This window comes from Pantoea vagans (genome assembly GCF_001506165.1).
Classification (GTDB): domain Bacteria; phylum Pseudomonadota; class Gammaproteobacteria; order Enterobacterales; family Enterobacteriaceae; genus Pantoea; species Pantoea vagans_C.
This window is the reverse complement of record NZ_CP011427.1, coordinates 1,307,051-1,328,091: the sequence shown is the minus strand read 5'-3', so window position 1 is coordinate 1,328,091 and position 21,041 is coordinate 1,307,051. Positions and strand designations below refer to the sequence as shown.

The window sequence follows — 21,041 nt, the reverse complement described above, 5'->3', positions numbered from 1 at the left end:
CACACCGTCAATGGTTAAACCAATTTTCTAAAGACATTCATGATAAAAAATGCACATGTCTCAATAAAGCTTTGCCTGTAGAAACCGCCAAAAATAAAATTAGCAATTCGTTTTACCAGGCCATTTTTCAGCGAGTTAAACCTTACATAATCGATTTTGTTCTCATTCGGCATATTCTCTTTAATACAATCCAGTGCCATACAATTCATTTTGCTCCAGGTTTTAAATTCCCCAGCAAAAAGTCGATTAAACCGTGTAACCTTGGACAGCAATCCTGTGTTACTCCCAACAAGATTTTGTCCATGCTGTCTGTAAAGGATTTTTGGTTCTCGGTCATAAATGACAGTGCCATTCATTGCACTGCAGATGATGTAAAGGATCCAATCGTGAGAAACAATTTTTAAGTCGGCAGGAAGCGTTTCGAACAATTGCTTTAATCCGCGACTAAACACCATGGTATTCCCGCCTGCATAGCTTTGTAAAAGCGCATTGTTGAAGCAGAACGCTTTCATAAAGCACGGAGAATAACCAATGGATTTTCCATCTGAGTCAATCAACTTGGTACGCGAACCATATAATTTGTATTCATTCTGCGGTACTGAGTTTAACTGCATGACAGCAGATTCTAGTTTGTCATCCAACCAAATATCATCTTGATCGCAGAATGCATAAAAATCAGAATTTATATCATCACGTTGCAGCATGTTGAAAAAATTGGCTGCAAAACCTTTTCCTGGCCCTTTCAATAGTACGACTTTATTAGGATAGTTGAGCGAAAACTGCTCAATAAGTTCACAAGTGCTATCCGTCGAACCATCATCGGAAACAATCAGATTCCAGTTAGTGTACGTTTGTGAAGCAATAGACTGAAGTTGCTCTTCTAAGTATTTTTCGCCGTTGTAAGTCCCCATCAGGATACTTACTGTACCTTTATCGCTCATCATCATTAGCTACATAAAAAAGGATGAGTAAAAACCTCATCCTTAGTTTTAGGAATCAATCAAATGTTACTGCGTGTGATAATGGTGTCCCGACTTTATCTTTTGCTGAGAGAGCAGGAGTATCACCTTCAGAGATCGGCCATTGGATATTCAGATCTGAATCGTTCCACAGTAAAGAGTGTTCATGCTGCGGATTATAATAATCGGTGCATTTATACACAAATTCGGCACTATCAGAAGTCACGTAGAAACCATGAGCAAAGCCTTCTGGTACCCATAGTTGGCGCTTATTATCAGCTGAAAGATATACACCCACCCATTTACCAAATGTAGGTGAGGATTTTCTCATATCTACGGCCACATCATAAACTTCACCGGCCACGACTCGAACTAGCTTGCCTTGAGTATTTTCTGTCTGGTAATGAAGACCGCGCAGAATGCCTTTAGATGACTTTGAATGGTTGTCTTGCACGAAGGTGCGCGGGCTAACCTGTTCTTCAAATTTCTTTTGCTGCCAGGTTTCCATAAAGAAACCACGTTCATCGCCAAAAACGGAAGGCTCTAATATTTTGACGTCTGGAATTTCAGTATCAATGATTTTCATTATAGTTTTCCGTTGTATAACGCCATCAGATATTTGCCGTAATCATTTTTCAGCAGCGGTTGCGCCAGCTCTTTCAGCTTTTCGGCATCAATGAAGCCCATGCGATAAGCAATCTCTTCCGGGCATGCCACTTTCAACCCCTGGCGGGTCTCGATAGTTTGAATGAAGTTATTTGCTTCAATCAGGCTCTGATGAGTACCCGTATCCAACCACGCATGACCACGTCCCATAATAGAAACAGACAGCTCGCCTTTTTCTAAGTAGAGATTATTGATGTCGGTGATTTCCAGTTCGCCACGTGGGGAAGGCTTCAGATTCTTCGCCAGTTCAACCACGCTGTTGTCATAGAAATACAAGCCAGTCACGGCATAGTTGCTTTTCGGCTCGATTGGCTTTTCCACCAGCGAGATGGCTTTACCGGATTTATCGAACTCAACCACGCCATAACGCTCAGGATCATGAACGTGATAAGCAAAGACTGTAGCCCCACTCTCTTTGTTGGATGCGTCTTCAAGCTGCTTATACAAGTCATGGCCGTAGAAGATGTTATCGCCAAGAATCAGCGCACAGTTGTCTTCACCAATGAATTCTTCGCCCAGAATAAATGCCTGTGCCAAACCATCCGGGCTTTCCTGGACGATGTATTGCAGGTTCAGGCCCCACTGTGAACCATCGCCCAGTAGGCTTTCAAAACGCGGCGTATCTTGCGGCGTACTAATAATCAAAATGTCACGGATACCTGCAAGCATTAACGTGCTCAGCGGGTAGTAGATCATTGGCTTGTCATAGATAGGCAGAAGTTGCTTACTCACTGCCATAGTGACCGGATAGAGGCGCGTTCCAGATCCGCCAGCCAGAATTATTCCTTTTTTACTTTTCACAACGGTACCCTTTGAATTTTGCAAGACCAAACATGACTCAGCTATACAGCTCATCCAACATACGAATAACACCCTGTTGCCATTCCGGCAGTGTTAATCCAAATGCGGTCGTCAGTTTTTCAGTATTGAGTCTGGAGTTAGATGGACGCTTAGCGGGCGTTGGAAACGCAGCGGTATCCACGGTATTGATTGCAGCGACTTTAAGCGGTAGGCCCTTCTCGCGGACATACCCAATAACCAATTCTGCATAGGCGTGCCAGGTCGTTACACCTGAGGCAATCAGATTATAGATGCCTGCTTTTTCTGGCTGCGCCAGAGTCGCCTTAATGGCATGCACGGTGCAGTCGGCAATCAATTCGGCACCAGTAGGTGCGCCAAACTGATCGTTAATCACTGACAGCGCTTCTCGTTCCTGTGCCAGACGGATCATGGTTTTGGCGAAATTGTTGCCTTTTGCCGCGTAAACCCAACTGGTACGGAAGATAAGATAGTTAGGCGCATGAGCAATAATCGCCTCTTCACCCTGACGCTTAGTTCTGCCGTAAGCGTTGAGAGGTGAAGTGACATCGTCTTCACTCCACGGGCGCTCACCGCTGCCGTCGAATACATAGTCGGTGGAATAATGGACCAGCAAGGCATTCACATCGCGCGCTGCACAGGCCAGCGCTTCCACACTGAGAGCATTAATTAACTCTGCATTTTGCAAGTCGCTTTCCGCTTTATCCACGGCGGTATAGGCTGCGGCGTTGACAATCACGTCGGGCTTAATGTCCCGCACCGTTTTTGCAATGCCTTCTGGATTTGTCAGATCACCACAGTGATCAGAAGAGTGGCGATCCAGGGCGACCACCTCACCCAGCGGAGCCAAAGCGCGCTGAAGTTCCCAGCCAACCTGACCATTCTTACCTAATAGCAAAATCTTCATTAGCTACGTTTCTCGTAGTTTTGTTCAATCCAGTTTTGGTATGCGCCGCTTTTAACGTGCTCAACCCATTCATGGTTGTCCAGATACCACTGAACGGTTTTGCGCAGGCCCGTTTCAAAACTCTCTTGTGGTTTCCAGCCTAAATCACGTTCGATTTTAGATGCATCGATGGCGTAACGACGATCGTGGCCAGGACGGTCAGCAACATAAGTAATCTGTTCGGCATAAGGGGTGTCTTTAGGGCGCAGTTCATCCAGCAGCTCACAGACTTTATGTACCACTTCAAGGTTCTGTTTTTCGTTGTGTCCGCCGATGTTGTACGTGGTGCCGACTTTCGCCTTGCTGACGACGGTATACAACGCTCGTGCGTGGTCTTCTACGTACAACCAATCACGGATTTGGTCACCTTTACCGTAAATCGGCAGAGGCTTACCTTCCAGCGCGTTGCTGATGATCAACGGAATGAGTTTTTCCGGGAAATGGTATGGACCGTAGTTATTGGAGCAGTTGGTGACAACAATCGGCAAACCGTAGGTGCGGCCCCAGGCGCGAACTAAATGATCACTGGCGGCTTTGGTCGAAGAGTAAGGGCTGCTCGGGGCATAAGGTGTTGTTTCAGTGAACAACGGCAGCTCGCCTTCCATTTCATCAGGATGCGGTAAATCACCGTACACTTCATCAGTTGAGATGTGGTGGAAACGAAACGCATTCTTGCGCGCTTCTGGCAGCCCCATCCAGTATTGACGGCTCGCTTCCAGTAAAGCGTAAGTCCCCACAACGTTGGTCTGTACAAACTCTGCTGGGCCGGTAATTGAGCGATCGACATGACTCTCTGCCGCCAAATGCATAATCGCATCGGGTTGATGGTCCGCTAATACCTTGGCGATGGCTACGCCATCACAGATATCGACATGGCAAAAGGTATAGCGCGCATCGTCGCTGACCGTTTTCAAGGATTCAAGGTTGCCTGCGTACGTCAGTTTATCAACGTTAATAACCTCATCACTGGTGTCATTGATGACGTGACGAACCACAGCTGAGCCGATAAAACCTGCACCACCAGTAATTAAAATCTTCATGACGTTGAGCTATTCCTGACATTGCGGCCGAGCCATCTCGGCCAGAGGAGAAAAAGTGTGCGACACACCCGCAATAGACAAAGCTACCGCCCTTGGGTTGCAGCTCCCAACATGCTGATGTGTGTAAAACTATCTTTAAGCATAGTGCGTTTTTTGTAATTTCAGCACTATCTGCTTGAAATAATTTTAATTCTTTAGAATTAATTAGAAAGAATTGATTATTTCGGAAGTTTAATTTTACCACCGCGGGTTAGTGAACACGACCAAAATGGACCCCGCATTCAAGTGTTGGTTCATTAATTAACCAATTGTGCTGCGGATTAATGCGAGGATCGTCTACCTGTGCTCAACCGTAGGCAATCAGAAAGTGACGAAAACCAGAAGTGAATCAAAACAGGATAAAAAAAAGGCGGACATCGAGTCCGCCTTTTTAGGGAATTTACTTAAACCCTTCCGGGTTCTTACTCTGCCAGTTCCAGGTATCGCGCATCATCGCATCGATCCCGCGCGTTACGCGCCAGTCCAGCTCGGTGTTCGCCAGGCTCGCATCCGCCCAGAACGCCGGCAGGTCGCCATCGCGACGGGGTTTAAACTCAAACGGAATCGCTTTACCCGACGCCTTCTCAAACGCTTTGATCATCTCCAGCACCGAGAAGCCCACGCCGCCGCCGAGGTTATAGGCTTTGTAACCGGTGACCTTCGGCAGATGGTCCAGCGCTTTCAGATGGCCTTCGGCTAAATCCACCACGTGGATGTAGTCGCGCTGTGCAGTGCCGTCTGGCGTGTCGTAGTCATCACCAAACACACCCAGTTTCTCGAGACGACCAATCGCCACCTGCGCAATATACGGCAGCAGGTTGTTAGGAATACCGGTTGGGTCTTCACCAATCTCACCCGACTCATGCGCACCCACTGGGTTGAAATAGCGCAGCGCGATAGCTTTGAAGTTCGGGTCAGCTTTAGCGAAGTCGCGCATCACGAATTCGATCATCAGCTTAGAGGTGCCATACGGGCTGGTGGTGCCACCAATTGGCGTGGTTTCCACATACGGAACCGGCGCATCGGCACCGTAAACGGTCGCTGATGAGCTAAAGATGAAGTTCCACACACCCGCTGCGCGTATCTCTTCCAGCAACACCACGGTGCCCGCTACGTTGTTTTCGTAATATTCCAGCGGCATACGTGTGGATTCGCCGACCGCTTTCAGCGCAGCGAAGTGGATCACAGCAGAGATGTCGTTGGCAGCAAACAGGTCACGCAGGCAGGCACGATCGCGGATGTCGCCTTCGACAAATACCGCTTTCTTACCGGAGAGTTTCTCCACGCGATTAATGGCTTCGCGTGAGGCATTGCAAAGGTTATCCAGGACCACAACGTCGTCACCGCGCTCTAACAGCGCCAGCACCGTATGGGAGCCGATGTAGCCTGCCCCGCCCGTTACCAAAATAGCCATGTGTACTCCTTTAAACCGCGCAAGTGGCGCGGCATGAGAATGGATTATTTCGCCAGGATTTTCTGGATAGCTTCGCGGAAATCACGACCCTGCGCGTTGTTACGCAGACCGTAAGAGACGAAAGCCTGCATGTAGCCCATCTTTTTTCCACAGTCGAAGCTGGTACCGGTCAGCAATTGCACATCTACAGGCTTCTTCTTGCTGAGAGAGGCAATGGCATCGGTCAACTGGATACGGCCCCATGCGCCTGGCTCGGTGTTTTCCAGCTCTTTCCAGATATCAGCAGACAGCACATAGCGGCCGACAGCGGTCAGGTCTGAATCTAACTGGCCCGCTTCTGGTTTTTCCACGAAGTTCGTGATGGTGCTGATGTCGCCTGGGTTATCAATCGGCGCTTCGGTGGTCAAGACACCGTACTCAGTCAGATCTTCGCCCGGCATGTGTTTCGCCAGCACCTGGCTATGGCCGGTCTCTTCGAAACGCGCAACCATTGCAGCAAGGTTATAGCGCAGGTGGTCAGCGGTAGAGTCATCCAGCAGGACGTCTGGCAATACCACGACAAACGGGTTGTCGCCAATCATTGGACGCGCGCAAAGAACTGAGTGGCCCAGACCCAGTGGGTTCGCCTGACGTACGTTCATGATGGTTACGCCCGGCGGACAGATTGATTGTACTTCGCTCAGCAGCTGACGTTTAACACGTGCTTCAAGCAGCGCTTCCAGCTCATAAGTGGTGTCGAAGTGGTTTTCCACTGCATTTTTGGAAGCATGGGTGACCAGCACAATCTCCTTGATGCCCGCAGCCACGCACTCGTCAACAATGTATTGAATCATTGGTTTATCGACGATTGGCAGCATCTCTTTTGGGATGGCTTTCGTTGCAGGGAGCATATGCATACCGAGACCCGCAACCGGGATTACTGCTTTAAGCTTGGTCATATTTATTCCATTTCATGAAGTGAATACGTGGGGTCGATTATGCAGGATCGGCCGGTGCAGCAAGTATAATCTTTATCTGAAAAACCGGCACTAACTCTCTGTCACGACATCAAAAATCGTCAAAATGCCCCTTTGCCGTTTCGCCTGACGCGAGTGAAATGCGCGGGCTAAACTGCTGAAAAACAGTGGGAGGATGCCGGATTTTGAACGGAGGATAAGACCAGTGATTTTCAGAATGAGTTCAGGGGATTTTGCCGCGTTTGTGATGGTGCCAGGAGGGGAAAACGTAGCGGCGCGATTGATCGCGCATTCAGGCAGCGGAGCGGTTGCCAGGTCGCGCCATGAATGGCGCCGCTACGGATTGGCGCAATGGTTTAGTCGTGTGCGCTGCCCATTGTCACCATTGGGCGCGCCAAGTCACACAGACCACCACCCATCGTAGCGGTGCCATTTATCGTGGATTACAGCCAGCCTTCAAACCACTCCGGCATCACAAACAGATTGAAGTGATTCACCAGCAGCATCAGGCCGACAAACACCACCGACACCGACACCCACTGGCGTGCATAGGGTACAAAGCGAATGCCAATAACCGGTTTGATGAAGAACGGATGCGCAAAGGCGGAGATCAACACCTGCGAAATGGAGAGTGTCAACGCCACGTAGAGCACATTCGGCCAGATGTAAGTGGTTGCCAATACCACTACCACCACCAGACTCGCGACGATATTCCAGTAGAACTCGACGTTGGTCTTTCCGTTGGCCTGCGAGATCGCGCCAGTCAAGCCGCCCATCGGACGCAGCATGCCAAACAGCAGCATCAGCGGAATCAGATGGTAAACCTGTTCATGCGATGCGCCATACAGCACACGCACAATCACCGGCGACAGAATGCCAATCGCCAGATACATCAGGCTACTGAACAGCATAATGACGAAGGTGCCCTTCAGGAACAGCTTCTTCAACTGCTCAGGATCGTGCTGTTTCTCAGCGAAACGCGGCAGCGCCAGGCGGTTAATCACCGGGGAGACCAGCTTCAGCGGCTGCAGAATTAGCTCTTTTGCCAGTGAGTAGATACCCAGCATCTCTGCACCCATCACTTTACCGACAATCAATGCATCCGCTTGAGTACGCAGTTGGTTAATGGTCTGCGATCCAAGCTGATAAATACCGTAACGCACTGCGCTAAAGAAGGTTTTGCCTTCAAATTCCCACGTCGGACGCCACGATTTCTCGCCGAAGTAGATCATGCACAGGATGCGGGTAAAGGCATTGATAAACAGCCCAAGGATCGCGGCAGCAACGGTCAGCGAGGTGAAATAGAGCATCGCCACGGTGCAGAGGAACGCGAACAGCTTGGTCGCCATCTCAATCTTCGCCAGTGTCACCATGCGTTTGGCTTTCACATAATGAGCCTGATACTGCGACAAATGCCCCAGCACCAGGAAGTTGAGGCTGGTGAGCATAATCAACCCGGTCAGCTCTGGCAGGTGATAGAACCACGCCACTGGAAAAGCAATCGCCAGCATAATCAAACCGGTGCACAAGCTGAGTGAGACGTTGACCCAATAGATGGTGCTCTGCTGGCGACGGTTGATGTCCTGACGATGCACGATGTAGCTGCTCATCCCCATATCCTGCAACACCGTTGCCACCGCCAGAATGGCGTTGATGATCGCCAGTAAACCTAACTCATGCGCTTCCAGCTTGCGCGCCAGCACGCTAAGCTGGAGAACCTGCAACAGGGCTGCAAAGCAGGTACTACCAAACAGCCAAACGGCCTGTTTTTTTAATCCGCTCACACCATTTGCTCCAGAATTTTTGCCAGCTCGCCGTAGGCGATATGCTGATTGAACTCAGTTTCCACTTTGTGACGCGCAGCGGCGACCACAGGTGCCACATCCACATCACCACGGGATAAACGCAGTAACGTTTCTGCCAGTTCCTCGGCGTTGTTTTCGGAAACCAACCAGCCACTCACGTTGTTCTGAATCAGCTCTGGAATACCACTGTGATAGGTGGAGACCACCGGCAAGCCCACCGCCATCGCCTCCATCAACGCCACCGGAATACCTTCCATGTCGCCATCCGCAGCGGTTTTTGACGGCAGCAAGAAGATATCCGCTTCATTCAGCGCCTGACGGATCTCTTCCTGGGGTTTAAAGCCCGGCATAGTGACAAACGCTTCCAGCCCCGCACGGGCGATGTGTTCGCGCATCATGCCGTCCTGCTCACCGTTACCGATGATGGTGAACTGGAACTGTCCACCATTGTTGCGCAGGATTTCACTGGCTTTCACGGCCACATCCAGCCCTTTCTTCTCGGTCAGACGTGCCACCGAGACGATGCGCAGCGGCTGGTGGAAGGCCTCGCGCGGTTTGAAGTTAAATTTCTCCGGCTCGATGCCCATGCGGGTGACATGTACTTTCTCGCGCGGACAGCCCATCTCGATCAGCTTGTTCTCCCACAAATGGCTGATAGGCAGCATTAGTTCACTCTGCTTGAACAGGTTGACGTAATCGAGCTTGTGCTCTTCGAGAATGTGACGGCGCGAGATATCCGCGCCGTGGAACACCGTGGCCTGCTTGCCTTTCAACACGCCAAGTTCACGCAATTTATTCGCCAGCGCACCGGCATAGCCAAAGTGCACCAGAAAAACATCCGCAGTGAAGGTTTGCTTCGCGTTGGCCACAATGGCCGGCAGCAGCAGCTTTTTCGCTTGCGCCCCGTAACGTCCGACGTTGAGCGATTTGATCAGCGACGGTTTGGCGATTTTCGGCAGCATCAGACCAATACGCTGCGTCAGCTTATCCAGATTCGAGACTTTCTCTTCCGGCAGTAAATAGTGGGTTTTCGCTGCCAGATTGTAATCATCGAACGCGGCGTGACGATTGATCATATCGCCGGGAAACACGGAGATAATCTCCACGTCGTAGCCTGCATCGATGAAATGCGTCACCTGATTGAGGACAAACGTCTCAGAGGCAACCGGAAAACGCATGGTGAAAAAGGTCAGCTTCATCACTTACCCCAGCACGTTGAGAATTTCTGCCGTAATGCGGTTACCCATTTCACGCTCCTGCGCCACCGCGGTGTCCACTTTGCGCTTCACATTGTCGTAGTCCGCCAGCACGGTCTGCACTTTGTCGATCAGTGAACCGTCCATCAGGCTTTGTACGTCGGTCGCCATTTGTGGCAGGCCGAGTTGGTTCATCACACCGAGCGACTTGTGCTCATAGTTGATGGCCACAGCCGGAGTACCGAAGTTCATGGAAATGATGGCGGAGTGCAGGCGGGTGCCGATAGTCAGGTGACAATCAGCGAGCAGGATGCCGATTTCAAGGTCGTTGAACTCGTCCATGATGACATGGTAATGCTCTGGATGGTCGACGTGATCGCGCAGGGTTAACGCCACCATACGGTCGTCTTTCGCGTAGCTATCGATGCCAGTACAGGTTGAGAACGCCACGACCTGATATCCCTCGGCAATCATCGCGTTAATCACTCGACCAAATGCGGCTTCATACTCTTTCTGCGTCACGCCCAAGCGTTTGTCAAACGGCGCCAGTTCGCGCACGGTGATAGCAATGGTTTTGCGTGAGCGGATGATATTTTGCCAGTGCAGCAAGTTGTGGCTTGGGTTCTCCACTTGACGCGCTTCCACCAGGAAGGCGGTGTCCACGCCCTTCTTCACACGACGTGTGGTGACGCCATCCTGTTTCAGACGGTCGAAACTGACTTCCTCGCGCAGCACCAGGCTGTCAACGCGGTCAAACACGAAGTTCGCCAGCGCGTTCACGCGTGGATTTTCAAACGGCCCCACCGAGTGGCCAATCATATACAGCGGCTTTTTCGCCATCAGCGCACAGAGCGCGTGGTCGAATTGCGTCACGCCGTACAGATCGACGAAGAACGAACCTCCAACCTGAATGATCGCGTCATATTGCGCCAGACTTTTGGTGAATGCTTCCAGGTGCGGTGGCACCGAAAACGATTTGTACAAGCCGCCCTTGCCTAAGTGCGCCATCATAATGTCGGGCATTAAGCGGTTCGCGACTTTGCGTTTTACCGTACCCACCAGCCCTTTGGCTGATTTGCTGTTGTGCAGGAACAGGGAATCTTGCTGGATATCCTGCTGCAGTAAGTATCCGGAGCTTGTTGGATAACGACTGATGACATCGATATCGAGGTCCTTACGCGCGGAATGCAGTGAATCAATCAATCCACGTAAAATCGCGCCATCCCCACGATTTCCACAGGTATGGTTTCCCACCAATAAAATCTTCATAAAAACTCCAGATAAAATTTTTTTAATTGTGCAAGCCGCGCCATTTCCTGAACTGGCAAAGTGAACTCTGTATTAAAAAACTGCAATGGGAACAATGCCCTAAATAAATCCAGCGGTGCGCATTAATGCGCACCCTACGAAAAACGCGTGCGATCCTCGTAGGGTTGTCATCATGAATGCCCCCCTACGAAAACCGCGTACGATCCTCGTAGGGTTGCCATTTATGGCGACCGTAAAGCACGTTACTGATAACCATGGCGCGATAAATCGCGCCATTAAAACTAAGACTTCAGCGCAAAATACGGCAGAGCGACCTGCTCGCCGTTAATCACCACCGAAACAAACCCTTTCGGCTCACGCGTATCCACCTGCTCCGGCTTCAACGCACGAGATGCCAGCAACAGGTCGCCCTGCTCGTTGCCGCCAATCCCCGCTTTGCCGTTATGCAGGCTGAAGCGCTGTGCTGCCTGTTGGCTGCCACTGCTCGGATTGCCTTTGTCCATTTTGGCGTCAACGCGCGCGCAGCGGCCGGTCATAAAGCGGTCTTTGGCCGTGCTCTTAATCAGCACCACCGCGGTTGGCATCCAGCCCGCCAGCTTGACGAACACGCGGGTGTCGGCCTCGCTACGCGGATCAAAGCGCACTTCCAGTACCGGTGAGCTACCTTCTGCCGACCAGGTCGCCTCGGCATTTTTGGTTTTACGTTGCAGATGAATAACCGCACGCCCACCGGTGGTTTTACCGTCAATCGGATCCATCAGCGGTTGATTGGTGGTGCCGTTGTTAAACTGCGACTGACCAAATACCTCGATTTCCCAGCTGTCACCCACCGTCGGCGAGTAGAAGTTACCTAACTCAAACCACGTCTCTTGATTGGTGTTATTACTCAGGCGGAAACGCGAGGTGATGTAGTTGTATTTCAGGCTGCCATCGATGGCGACGCCGTAAGACTCGACGCGTGTCGAGCCCATCTCCCACATGCTTAACCAGGGTTTGCCCTGCAGTGAGTTGTCGATCCAGCTGCCAGACTGCAAATTGGTTTGACGCATATTGAGGCGCGAGTTGTGCGCAATCAGCGGGTTTTTACAATCTTCCAGACTCAGTGCATCAATAATCCACTGACCGTCAGAGATGTCGCCGGGATGTTCAGTGTGCTCAATCCAGCCGTTATGAATAATCGACTGACCGCAACGTGGCAGATTGAGCACTTTGCCGCCGGAGCAGTGCTGCGCATTGAAGTTAGAGAGTTCAATCGCGGTGCTGTGATCCCACACGCCCACTTTCTGTCCGGACCAGGTCGCTTTAATCACATCGCCCGTACAGGTTTCCGCATACCACTGGTCAATTTTGCAATCCAGCGTGTCCATCAGACTCAGACACACGCCGCCCACGCGGTTGAAGCGCAGGCAGGCACCACGGAAGAACTGACCGCCCGGACAGGTATTGTGGAACAACCCCTGCTTATTCGGACGCGAGTCGTTGTTACCGTTGAAATTGAGGTTGGAGATTTCAGTCCAGCGCGCGTTCACCGAGAACAGAAACTCGGAGCGACCATCTGATACCAGTGTGGTCGCCGGGAAGTAGCCGAAGTTGACCATCGCGCCCGAAATACGGAAGAAGCGCAGCTGCTCATTGCCGAAATCGCAGCCTGAAACAAAGAAGGTCCCGGCCGGGAACTGCACGCAGATCGGTTGATCGGCATCATGTGACCACTGATACATGGCTTTGATCGCCGGTGCCGAGTCGGTTTTACCGTCGGCGATGGCACCGAAATCAAACAGCGTCAGGCGGTTGAAATCTTCCACCACCCGGCGCCAGTAGAAACCGTTGCCAGCGAAGATTACGCCGCCATCATCTTTGCCCTCACCGAAGGCACCAACAAACTCGCCGCCGCCGACTTCCAGCCCTTCGTGCCAGCTTTTCAGCTTAATTTTGGCGCCAGCAAACAGCGGACGGGTTTTGCGCAGCTCATCCACTGAAGGAATTTCGCCAATCAGCTGGTAGCCATTAGGCTGTGCCAGACGCTGGCTGAAGTTGCTCTGATTGGGGCGCGATACATCGGTAATCGAAAACAGCGTGTTGCCCTGATTATCCTCCACCACCATCGAGTGAGCAGGATCGGCAATTAATGCAGCATTATCGTGAATAAACTGCGCAAAGTTGCCTTTATTCAGCGCAATTGGCTGACTAATCTGTGACACTTTGCCGTTGGCGTCGCGCAGGAATACCGGGATCTGGTTGCCGGATTGGCTGGCATCGCTACCCGCTTTACCGATCCACAGTTTGCCCTCAAAGTTCTGCCAGAACTGAGGCGGCATAGTGTAGACATTTTCCGGCGTCAGAATCGGGACATCGCCCTGCGGTACGCTGGACGGATCGACAGCCTTCAACGCAGGTTGACCACTTTTTGCGGCGTAGCTGGAAAATGCACTCACTGAGAGCGCGGCAACAATGGAGGAGGCTGCAGTCTGCAAGACTTCTCTTCTTTTCATGCTTTCTATCCCGTGGTCATATTGGGCCATGAGGCCATAAGTGTGATCCCGGAGGCATTTAGCCGTCATACTTCACGCCACAGAGGCGTTGGCTGCTTGCCTTCGCCCCGGTCACTTACTGGTGTAAGCTCACGGCGACTCAAGCACTTGCCGCCTTCCTGCGGCATGAATTATTTTGGCTAAACCAATGCAAGCCAGCTTTGTTTGATCTGATTACCGTCAAACTTCAGCGCAGTTTCTTTGGTTTTTTCGCTCATCGCGTAGAACAGGCCATCATCGCTGGCGAGTTGGCCCATCCGCGCAAGGAACGTCGATTTGTCATTCATCGGCACCAGGAAACCATCTTCACCGTGATTGATGATCTCCTGCGGCCCGGTTGGGCAGTCGTATGCCACCACCGGCAGCGACCAGGATTTCGCTTCCAGCAGCACCAGCGGCAGACCTTCATAGCGCGAGGTCATCAGCGCCATATCGCTATCGCGGTAGTAATCATTGATATTGCTGACTTTGCCGACGAAATTAACGCTGTCAGTGATGCCCAGCGCAGCAGCCTGGTCATGCAGCTGTTGGCGCAGCTCGCCGTCCCCGGCAATCACCAGCTTCCACTCAGGATGGGTTTTGCTGAAGTCGGCCCAGATATCCAGCAGCAGATCGAAACCTTTCTGGTTATCCAGTCGCCCCACCGCTAAAGCCTGACGGCTGCGCGTCTGGCGCTGAAACGCTTTGTACACCACCGGATTCGGGATTTGCTGGCTGGCGATATTCCAGCGGCTGAACACCTGGTGATCTTTGTCTGTCAGCACAATCACCTGGTCGTAATAGCGCAGCAACATCCATTTCAGCAGCTTGATTGGCTTGCTGAAGGAGTTAATGGCGATGTGTTCGCAGGCATAGGCCTTAAAGCGTTTTTTCTTCATCGCCATCAGGTTCCAGAAGGCGAACATCACGCTCAGGCGGCCCATACTGATCAGGAATACGCTGTCGAAGCCTTCCTGATGGATAGCCGCCACGGCGCTTTTAATCGGGTTGCTGTGGCCTTCAAAGCTGACAATCTGTTTCACACGATCGAACGGGTAAAAGGTTTTGCCATGCCCTTCCAGCGAATAAATGGTGACGGCGTGCTGCTCACCGAGGCACTCCGACATGAAGTTGCAGATGTTCTCAGTACCCGCGTACGAGTAGGCATCTTTGATAACTAAAACTATCTTTTTCATGGACCTTCCCACCTCAAAATTCCCAATTCCAGACCCAAGACATTTGCGTTGTAGCAAGGCGGCAAGTGCGTTCATTCCCGGGAGCTTACTCAGGTAAGTGACCGGGATGGACGTGCGCAGCCAACGCAGCTACAACGCGAAGGACGCCGGGTCTTAGCGATGTTTAAGGGTGAAAAGGACCCCATTCACCATATACCAGCCGTAATAGTAATAGATTTTTAACGGATTGTTTTTATAGATAATTCTTAATAATTCGAGGTGCCATTTCGCCGCTTTATTCTTGTTGCGAGACAGTGAGTCGCCCAGCTCGTAATAGTTGACCAGCGTCTTCTGGATCACCCGAGCTTGTTTGTAGCGGAGGAATAACTCGTAGAGGAACAGGAAGTCTTCATGCCCTTTGCGCTGGAAGAAGATGCCCTGCGGGGGACGGCGGAAACACACGGAAGAGAAGCACACGCGATATTGCTTCTTCACGAAGTTTTCCTGCTGCAGATAGGGTTTGCTGTAGAGGATGTCGTGGTCGGCGGTTTTGGTTTTGTAATGATAATGGGTGATAACAAAATCATCGCCAGCGGCGATAGCGGCAGTCTGTTCCGCCAGTTTATCCGCATGCCATTCGTCGTCGCTGTCGAGGAACGCAATGATCTCCTCTTTTGCCGCACGCAAACCGACATTGCGGGTTTCCGCTGCGCCGAGGTTCACTTCGTTGTTAAGAATGGTAATGCGCGCGTCGGTGCAGTGTTCACGCACAAACGCTAAAGAATCATCAGTGGACTGATCGTTCACCAGGTAGAGATGCCAGTCGCTGTAAGTCTGCTTGACGATCGACTCAACCGCGCGCAATACCGTTTTACGCGCGTTATACATCGGCATCACGATACCGACGGTGCCAACATGATTTGTCATTTGAATACCCGGAGTGTCAGGAACCAAAAAATTGCCCCCGATGCGGGAGCAAGTGAAAGTCGTTAAAAATGAATCAGGAAACGGCGCGTCCACCCGAGAAGCGCGATTTCACTTTGTCGAGCAAGCGATTCATAAAGTAAGCGCGGTTGTCCCGGTTGGTCAGGAAGAAATAGCGTGCAAAACTGAGGCTCGCCAGCAGTGAATTGCCATCCATCTTGTAGCGCAGCGGCAGCTTGAAAGCTTTGTAGGTATGGATATCACGCGCGGTCAGATGCGGTTTCATGGTATCCAGCCAGAAGAAGGAGTACTTCACCGACTCACCCTTGTGTTTGGAACCAAATTTGGTCACCAGATGGTAGGTGGTCAGCGGCTGGTCAATCATCACAAAGTCATAACCCATGCGATCGGCACGGATGCAGAAGTCATAATCCTGATGGCGAATATAGCGCGCATCAAAACGGATTTTCTCGGCATCTTCGCGTTTCAATACGATGGTGCTGGTCTGGATAAAGCCATAGCAACCAAAAAGGTACTCCGCCACGGTTTCGTCTTTTCCTGGCGGCTGCATCGGCATCACCTTCAGGAAATGGCCATCCTGGTGAATGTTCACCTGGCTGAAGATCAGGTAATGGGATTTGCCCTGCGCCTCAAGTTTGGTGATGGTGTCATACGCCACCTGCAGTTTGTCTTCACGCCATTCGTCATCGGCATCGAGGAAGCTAATAAAATCTCCTTCTGCCAGTTCGATACCTTTGTTGCGGGCACCAGCACCGTTGAGTTTGACCTGAGAGAGTTCAAGCTTGATATCCAAGCCCTGATAACGCTCACTCTGCACCACCTGCGCCAGTTCGGCCGCATCAGCGGATTTGTCATCAACGATGATGACCTCAAAATTGCGGTAAGTTTGCGCTTTGACACAATCTAACGTTGTGACAATTGACTCCGACGCGTTATACGCGGGAATGACAATTGAGAAGCGGATGTCCTGCATTGCCAGCACCTCTTAAACAGCTGTTCCAGATTTAACGGTAACGCGAGCAGCTATCAGAAAGGAATCGGCTTTGTTCTGAAAAATCATACCGTTATTTCTCTTAACCAATATGCTGTTGCGTTCCATCACGGAAGTTCCTATCGAAGTTTGTGCTGTGTGTATTTTTGACAAAAACCTTCCCCTAAATCATTCGAGTCACAGCAAGGCGGCAAGTCAGCAAAGCACCGGGAGCTTACATCAGTAAGTGACCGGGGTTTGCTGGCGTAGCCAACGCCGCTGTGGCTCAAATTATGACGAGGAAGAAAAAGGGGCGGAAAATCCGCCCCAGTATTTAGCTCTTTGTTTCTTTACCGTATTCGTAGTTGTAGTAGTCATAGCCATAACCGTAGGCATTTGACGCTTTACGAACCACGGCGTTAAGGATGACGCCTTTAATCTCGATGCCGTTCTGCGCGAAGCGCTTGTAGCTGACATCCAGTTCTTTGGTGGTGTTGGTTTCGAAACGCGCCACCATCAACGACGTACCGGCCAGCTTACCGATGATAGAGGCATCGGTGACCGCCAGAATTGGTGGGGTATCAATCAACACCAGGTCATAATTCTTGCTTGCCCAATCCAGCAACTCACTCATGCGGCGATGCATCAGCAGCTCAGACGGGTTCGGTGGCACCTGGCCACGAGGCAGGAAGTCAAACCCGTAAACGCCCTTCTGAATCATGCTCGGTGAGAACTCGCTCTTGCCGGACAGCACATTGGAGAGACCCAATTTGTTATCCGAACCCAGCAGTTCATGGGTATAGCCGCGACGCATATCACCATCGATGAACAGCACGCGTTGACCGGCTTTCGACACCAGCGTGGCGAGGTTGGCACAGATAAAGGTTTTACCAATACCCGGACTTGCACCGGTGATCATCAGAATGTTGTTTTTCGCTTCCATCATCGCGAAGTGCAGGCTGGTGCGCAGGCTACGAATCGCTTCGATGGAGAGGTCAGTCGGATTACCCAGCGCCAACAGCGTGTTGTGCGGATCACTCTTCTCTTTATGACCACGACGCGCCAACGCTTCCGTGTCTTTCTTACGTTGCCATTCAGACAGCGGCACGCTGGCATAGACGTTCATGCCCAGCTCTTCCAGCTGCTCTGGGTTTTCAATGCCGTGATGGAACAGCGCTTTCAGCAACACCAGGCCAACGGACAGCATCAGACCCAGAATAAAGCTGGCGATAATGATCAGTGGTTTTTTCGGTGCTACCGGGCTGCCAGCGGTTTCGGCACGGTCGATGATACGCACATCACCCACGGTACTGGCTTTGCTGATACCCAACTCTTGCTGACGGTTCAGCAACTGCATGTAGATTTCTTGACCTGACTGCACATCACGCGTCAGACGCAGAATCTCTTGCTGGGTTTGCGGCATACCGGCAATTTTCTTGTTCAGTTTTGCCTGCTCATCTTCCAGCGTTTTACGTTTTTCCAGCAGCGCACGGTAAGTCGGGTGATCTTTGGTATAGAGCTGTGACACCTCAGCTTCTTTGAACGTCAGTTCGTTCAACTGGCTCTGTACGCTCACGGAGGAATCCAGCGCTGACTTCGCTTCCAGCGACATATCAACCGATTCGTTCTGGCGGCGATAAGCGTTCAACTTGTTCTCAGCGTCGTCAAGGTTGGCACGTACTTGCGGCAACTGGTTACGTAAGAAGTCGAGGCTCTTTTCAGCCTGTTCAGATTTGCGCTCAACGTTCTGCAGCAGGTAGTTGTTCACAATCTGATTCAGCACGCGGCTGGCTTGATCGGGATCTTCATCCACGAACTCAAGACCCAGTACACCGGTGGTTTTGCCTTTATCCGCGACGGTCAGCGCGCCCAGCACGTTTTTAATCGCCTGCAGGTCGCTGAGTTTCGTGACGTTGAAGCTGGTGCCTTCATCCGCCTGAATACCGCTGACCAGCATGGTCACATCGCCGTGCTGCTCCAGCTGACCGACACGTCCTTTGAACAGCTCATCGCCATCATTGGTCACAGTGTAGGTCTGTGGACCGGTGACTTCGAGTTGCACGGTGCGCTTGTCGATAGACTTAGGAATTTCCAGACGCGAGATAGCGATTTGCGCCGGTTTGTTGCCCATCAGGCGCGACAGACCTTTACCAATCACCGGGAAGTAGTTCTGCTGCACCACAGTATCTAAACCGAGGTCGTCAACCGTCTTACCCAACACCATACGCGATTCAACGATCTGAATTTCAGTATCGGATGCCGGCGTGGTCGGCAATACGTCTTGCAGTTCGTTCAGAACAGAAGCGGTGTTCTTCTGCTCAACCTGCACCATGGCATCGGCACTGTAGATCGGGGTGGCGAACAGTGTGTAGAGCGTTCCCGCCAGCATAAAGAAGGCAGTAACCGCAACAATGATCCAGCGATGATCAATCAGCTGTCCCACAAGATGCGCCAGATCCCATCCATTCGAATCTTCTTTTGGCGCGGTCATAACCTTGTTTTTGATATTCATGGATATTCCCAACTATCGGCTTAGTACGTTGACCCATTTCTGGGTAGCGTTTTCCAGTAACCCGTAGACCTCTTCAAAGGCCTCGCGACTTTTTTTGTACGGATCCGCAATTTCCTGTTGGTTGAGCCAATGCCCAAGCAGCATGGTTTTTCCGCGTGCAGCTGGATCAATGCGATTCACCTGCTCAACGTGGCGCTTCTCCATCACCAGAATCAGGTCATAGTCACGGCACATGCTGGCCGTTAACTGCTGAGCCTGATGACCTTCCAGCGACACGCCGTGTTGAGCGGCGACATCGCTGGCAGTCTGGTCCGCCGGATAGCCCTTCAGAGCGCCAAGCCCTGCAGAAGCCACCCGGGTTTTAGGCAGCGCGCGTTGAAACAGACGCTCCCCGGTGGGGGAGCGGCAAATATTGCCCACGCAAACAACTAACACGGACTTAATCATGCTGAAACCTTAGTTACCCCAGGTACGGAAACGCAGTGCGGCGGAGCTTGCATCATCGATACCGACGATGGTTGGCAACAGCCCAGAAATCACGCGGTTCCAACGGGTAATTGGTGTGGCGGTGACGTAGACGATGTCGTACGGCTCCAGTTGGAATTCGGTGCCCATCACCATGGATGCCGCATCTTTCGTGTTCAGCTGATAGATGTTGGCGATCTTGGTGCGGTTAGCACCACGAATTGGACGAATAACGAATACGCCAGTGGCGTCAGAGGTGGTTTGATCCATACCCTGCGCATTACCCAGCGCTTCGGCCAGCGTCATGCCGCTGCGGTCCATTTTCAGCGTGGCCTGCTGTTTCACTTCGCCCATCACGAAGACTTTCAGATCATCGTTACGTGGCACGTAGAGAATATCGCCCGGATAGAGCAGATGGTTCTGACTCAGGTCGCCGTTTTGCATCAGCGCCTGCAGTGAAATGCGTTGTTCTTTACCTTGATGTGTCAGCACCACATTACGCCAGTCAGCGTCGGCGGCTAAACCACCGGCGGCGTTGACGGCATCCAGTACCGTCAGCGGTACGTTGGTGATTGCCTGCTGACCCGACGTGGTCACCGAACCGGTCACGTAGGTTTTCTGTGAGCGGAATGCCGCCACATTGACGTCAACCTGCGGGCTTTCAATGAACTGCGCAAGACGGCGCGCAATCTCAGCACGGATTTCGGTGACGGTGCGTCCTGCGACGCGCACTTTACCAATGTACGGGTAGAAAATAGTGCCATCGGCCTGTACCCAGTTACCGGTGTCACTGGCGCTACGATACTGACCGGCAGGCGTGGTCAACTCAGGGTGATCCCACACGGTGACGTTCAGCACGTCGCCGATACCTACGCGATATTCGTAGCTCTGAATTTCGGTCTGCAACGCTGGGTTGGCTTGCGCGACCAGCGGCTTAGCACGCATCTGTTCAACCAGACGCGGCGTCATTGGGAAGACGTTTACGTATTTGTCGATGTCAAAGTTGCTATCCTGTTGCTCAATGACATCTTTTCCGCTAGTGGAAAGGTGCGAACCTGGTTCAATGGTGCACCCGGCGAGAAAAGTTGCGGATACCAGTAAAGGTATCAATTTAATTTTCATTATCATCTGATTCTTCGCTATCAGTTAATGATTGATAGAGGCGAAAACGCCGCTGTGTAGCGTCTTATAAAAAATAAAACCTGACGGGTTAAACACTGAAACTGTGGGTCATTATCATTTGCTCCCTTGGTTTTATGTTGTCACCGTGCCTTAGGACGACATCAATTAAAGTGGGTGAATCTCCAGACAACTGAAACACCACACTCTATTCAGGTTGGATAATGGGCACTCCC

General features: G+C 51.5%; 17 protein-coding genes. All 17 read right to left on the bottom strand.

What is annotated here, in order from left to right:
• Positions 1 to 14: 14 nt before the first annotated feature.
• On the bottom strand, positions 15 to 944 hold the full coding sequence (locus LK04_RS06140) for a glycosyltransferase family 2 protein (RefSeq protein WP_158649442.1): 930 nt from the start codon (positions 942 to 944) through the stop codon (positions 15 to 17).
• A gap of 52 nt (positions 945 to 996) precedes the next feature.
• A complete protein-coding gene (rfbC, locus tag LK04_RS06135; protein WP_039327824.1) occupies positions 997 to 1,545 on the bottom strand; it encodes a dTDP-4-dehydrorhamnose 3,5-epimerase in 549 nt (182 codons plus the stop codon).
• Positions 1,545 to 2,426, bottom strand: coding sequence for a glucose-1-phosphate thymidylyltransferase RfbA (gene rfbA, locus LK04_RS06130; protein WP_039327823.1), 882 nt, complete (start codon positions 2,424 to 2,426; stop codon positions 1,545 to 1,547). The genes rfbC and rfbA overlap by 1 nt, the downstream gene beginning before the upstream one ends.
• 37 nt (positions 2,427 to 2,463) lie before the next feature.
• On the bottom strand, positions 2,464 to 3,351 hold the full coding sequence (gene rfbD, locus LK04_RS06125) for a dTDP-4-dehydrorhamnose reductase (RefSeq protein WP_039327821.1): 888 nt from the start codon (positions 3,349 to 3,351) through the stop codon (positions 2,464 to 2,466).
• Positions 3,351 to 4,430: a dTDP-glucose 4,6-dehydratase gene (gene rfbB, locus LK04_RS06120; protein WP_039327818.1), complete on the bottom strand. Its 1,080-nt coding sequence runs from the start codon at positions 4,428 to 4,430 to the stop codon at positions 3,351 to 3,353. Before rfbB ends, rfbD begins: the two co-directional genes overlap by 1 nt.
• A gap of 439 nt (positions 4,431 to 4,869) precedes the next feature.
• Positions 4,870 to 5,883 (bottom strand): UDP-glucose 4-epimerase GalE, encoded by a 1,014-nt coding sequence (gene galE, locus LK04_RS06115; protein ID WP_039327816.1) that lies wholly within the window; start codon positions 5,881 to 5,883, stop codon positions 4,870 to 4,872.
• A gap of 44 nt (positions 5,884 to 5,927) precedes the next feature.
• Entirely contained in the window at positions 5,928 to 6,821 is an 894-nt protein-coding gene (gene galF / locus LK04_RS06110; RefSeq protein WP_039327814.1) for a UTP--glucose-1-phosphate uridylyltransferase GalF, read from the bottom strand.
• Positions 6,822 to 7,282: 461 nt separating this feature from the next.
• A complete protein-coding gene (locus tag LK04_RS06105; RefSeq protein WP_039327812.1) occupies positions 7,283 to 8,623 on the bottom strand; it encodes a lipopolysaccharide biosynthesis protein in 1,341 nt (446 codons plus the stop codon).
• Complete coding sequence (locus LK04_RS06100; RefSeq protein WP_039327809.1) at positions 8,620 to 9,843, bottom strand: glycosyltransferase; 1,224 nt, start codon at positions 9,841 to 9,843, stop codon at positions 8,620 to 8,622. Before LK04_RS06100 ends, LK04_RS06105 begins: the two co-directional genes overlap by 4 nt.
• A 3-nt stretch (positions 9,844 to 9,846) precedes the next feature.
• Positions 9,847 to 11,109, bottom strand: a complete 1,263-nt coding sequence (gene wcaK, locus LK04_RS06095) for a colanic acid biosynthesis pyruvyl transferase WcaK (RefSeq protein WP_039327807.1) — start codon at positions 11,107 to 11,109, stop codon at positions 9,847 to 9,849.
• A 281-nt stretch (positions 11,110 to 11,390) separates the two neighbouring features.
• The gene (locus LK04_RS06090) at positions 11,391 to 13,601 is read right to left on the bottom strand and encodes a phage tailspike protein (RefSeq protein WP_039327805.1); all 2,211 of its coding nucleotides are present in this window, start codon (positions 13,599 to 13,601) and stop codon (positions 11,391 to 11,393) included.
• A gap of 179 nt (positions 13,602 to 13,780) precedes the next feature.
• Positions 13,781 to 14,815, bottom strand: a complete 1,035-nt coding sequence (locus LK04_RS06085; RefSeq protein ID WP_039327803.1) for a glycosyltransferase — start codon at positions 14,813 to 14,815, stop codon at positions 13,781 to 13,783.
• 153 nt (positions 14,816 to 14,968) lie between these two features.
• The gene (locus tag LK04_RS06080; RefSeq protein ID WP_039327801.1) at positions 14,969 to 15,721 is read right to left on the bottom strand and encodes a glycosyltransferase family 2 protein; all 753 of its coding nucleotides are present in this window, start codon (positions 15,719 to 15,721) and stop codon (positions 14,969 to 14,971) included.
• A gap of 73 nt (positions 15,722 to 15,794) precedes the next feature.
• Complete coding sequence (locus tag LK04_RS06075) at positions 15,795 to 16,712, bottom strand: glycosyltransferase family 2 protein (protein WP_039327799.1); 918 nt, start codon at positions 16,710 to 16,712, stop codon at positions 15,795 to 15,797.
• A 331-nt stretch (positions 16,713 to 17,043) separates the two neighbouring features.
• Positions 17,044 to 19,221 carry a tyrosine-protein kinase Wzc gene (gene wzc, locus LK04_RS06070; protein ID WP_039327797.1) on the bottom strand — a complete coding sequence of 726 codons (2,178 nt, stop codon included), beginning with the start codon at positions 19,219 to 19,221 and terminating at the stop codon, positions 17,044 to 17,046.
• Positions 19,222 to 19,233: 12 nt separating this feature from the next.
• Positions 19,234 to 19,668 (bottom strand): protein-tyrosine-phosphatase, encoded by a 435-nt coding sequence (locus LK04_RS06065; protein WP_039327795.1) that lies wholly within the window; start codon positions 19,666 to 19,668, stop codon positions 19,234 to 19,236.
• Positions 19,669 to 19,677: 9 nt separating this feature from the next.
• Positions 19,678 to 20,808 (bottom strand): polysaccharide export protein, encoded by a 1,131-nt coding sequence (locus LK04_RS06060; protein WP_102136004.1) that lies wholly within the window; start codon positions 20,806 to 20,808, stop codon positions 19,678 to 19,680.
• Positions 20,809 to 21,041 lie beyond the last annotated feature (233 nt).

Coding starts and splice junctions, on each gene's coding strand:
- LK04_RS06140 (WP_158649442.1), bottom strand. CDS start 944: ATGATGAGCGATAAAGGTACAGTAAGTATCCTGATGGGGACTTACAAC.
- rfbC (WP_039327824.1), bottom strand. CDS start 1,545: ATGAAAATCATTGATACTGAAATTCCAGACGTCAAAATATTAGAGCCT.
- rfbD (WP_039327821.1), bottom strand. CDS start 3,351: ATGAAGATTTTGCTATTAGGTAAGAATGGTCAGGTTGGCTGGGAACTT.
- rfbB (WP_039327818.1), bottom strand. CDS start 4,430: ATGAAGATTTTAATTACTGGTGGTGCAGGTTTTATCGGCTCAGCTGTG.
- galE (WP_039327816.1), bottom strand. CDS start 5,883: ATGGCTATTTTGGTAACGGGCGGGGCAGGCTACATCGGCTCCCATACG.
- galF (WP_039327814.1), bottom strand. CDS start 6,821: ATGACCAAGCTTAAAGCAGTAATCCCGGTTGCGGGTCTCGGTATGCAT.
- LK04_RS06100 (WP_039327809.1), bottom strand. CDS start 9,843: ATGAAGCTGACCTTTTTCACCATGCGTTTTCCGGTTGCCTCTGAGACG.
- wcaK (WP_039327807.1), bottom strand. CDS start 11,109: ATGAAGATTTTATTGGTGGGAAACCATACCTGTGGAAATCGTGGGGAT.
- LK04_RS06090 (WP_039327805.1), bottom strand. CDS start 13,601: ATGAAAAGAAGAGAAGTCTTGCAGACTGCAGCCTCCTCCATTGTTGCC.
- LK04_RS06085 (WP_039327803.1), bottom strand. CDS start 14,815: ATGAAAAAGATAGTTTTAGTTATCAAAGATGCCTACTCGTACGCGGGT.
- LK04_RS06080 (WP_039327801.1), bottom strand. CDS start 15,721: ATGACAAATCATGTTGGCACCGTCGGTATCGTGATGCCGATGTATAAC.
- LK04_RS06075 (WP_039327799.1), bottom strand. CDS start 16,712: ATGCAGGACATCCGCTTCTCAATTGTCATTCCCGCGTATAACGCGTCG.
- wzc (WP_039327797.1), bottom strand. CDS start 19,221: ATGAATATCAAAAACAAGGTTATGACCGCGCCAAAAGAAGATTCGAAT.
- LK04_RS06065 (WP_039327795.1), bottom strand. CDS start 19,668: ATGATTAAGTCCGTGTTAGTTGTTTGCGTGGGCAATATTTGCCGCTCC.
- LK04_RS06060 (WP_102136004.1), bottom strand. CDS start 20,808: ATGAAAATTAAATTGATACCTTTACTGGTATCCGCAACTTTTCTCGCC.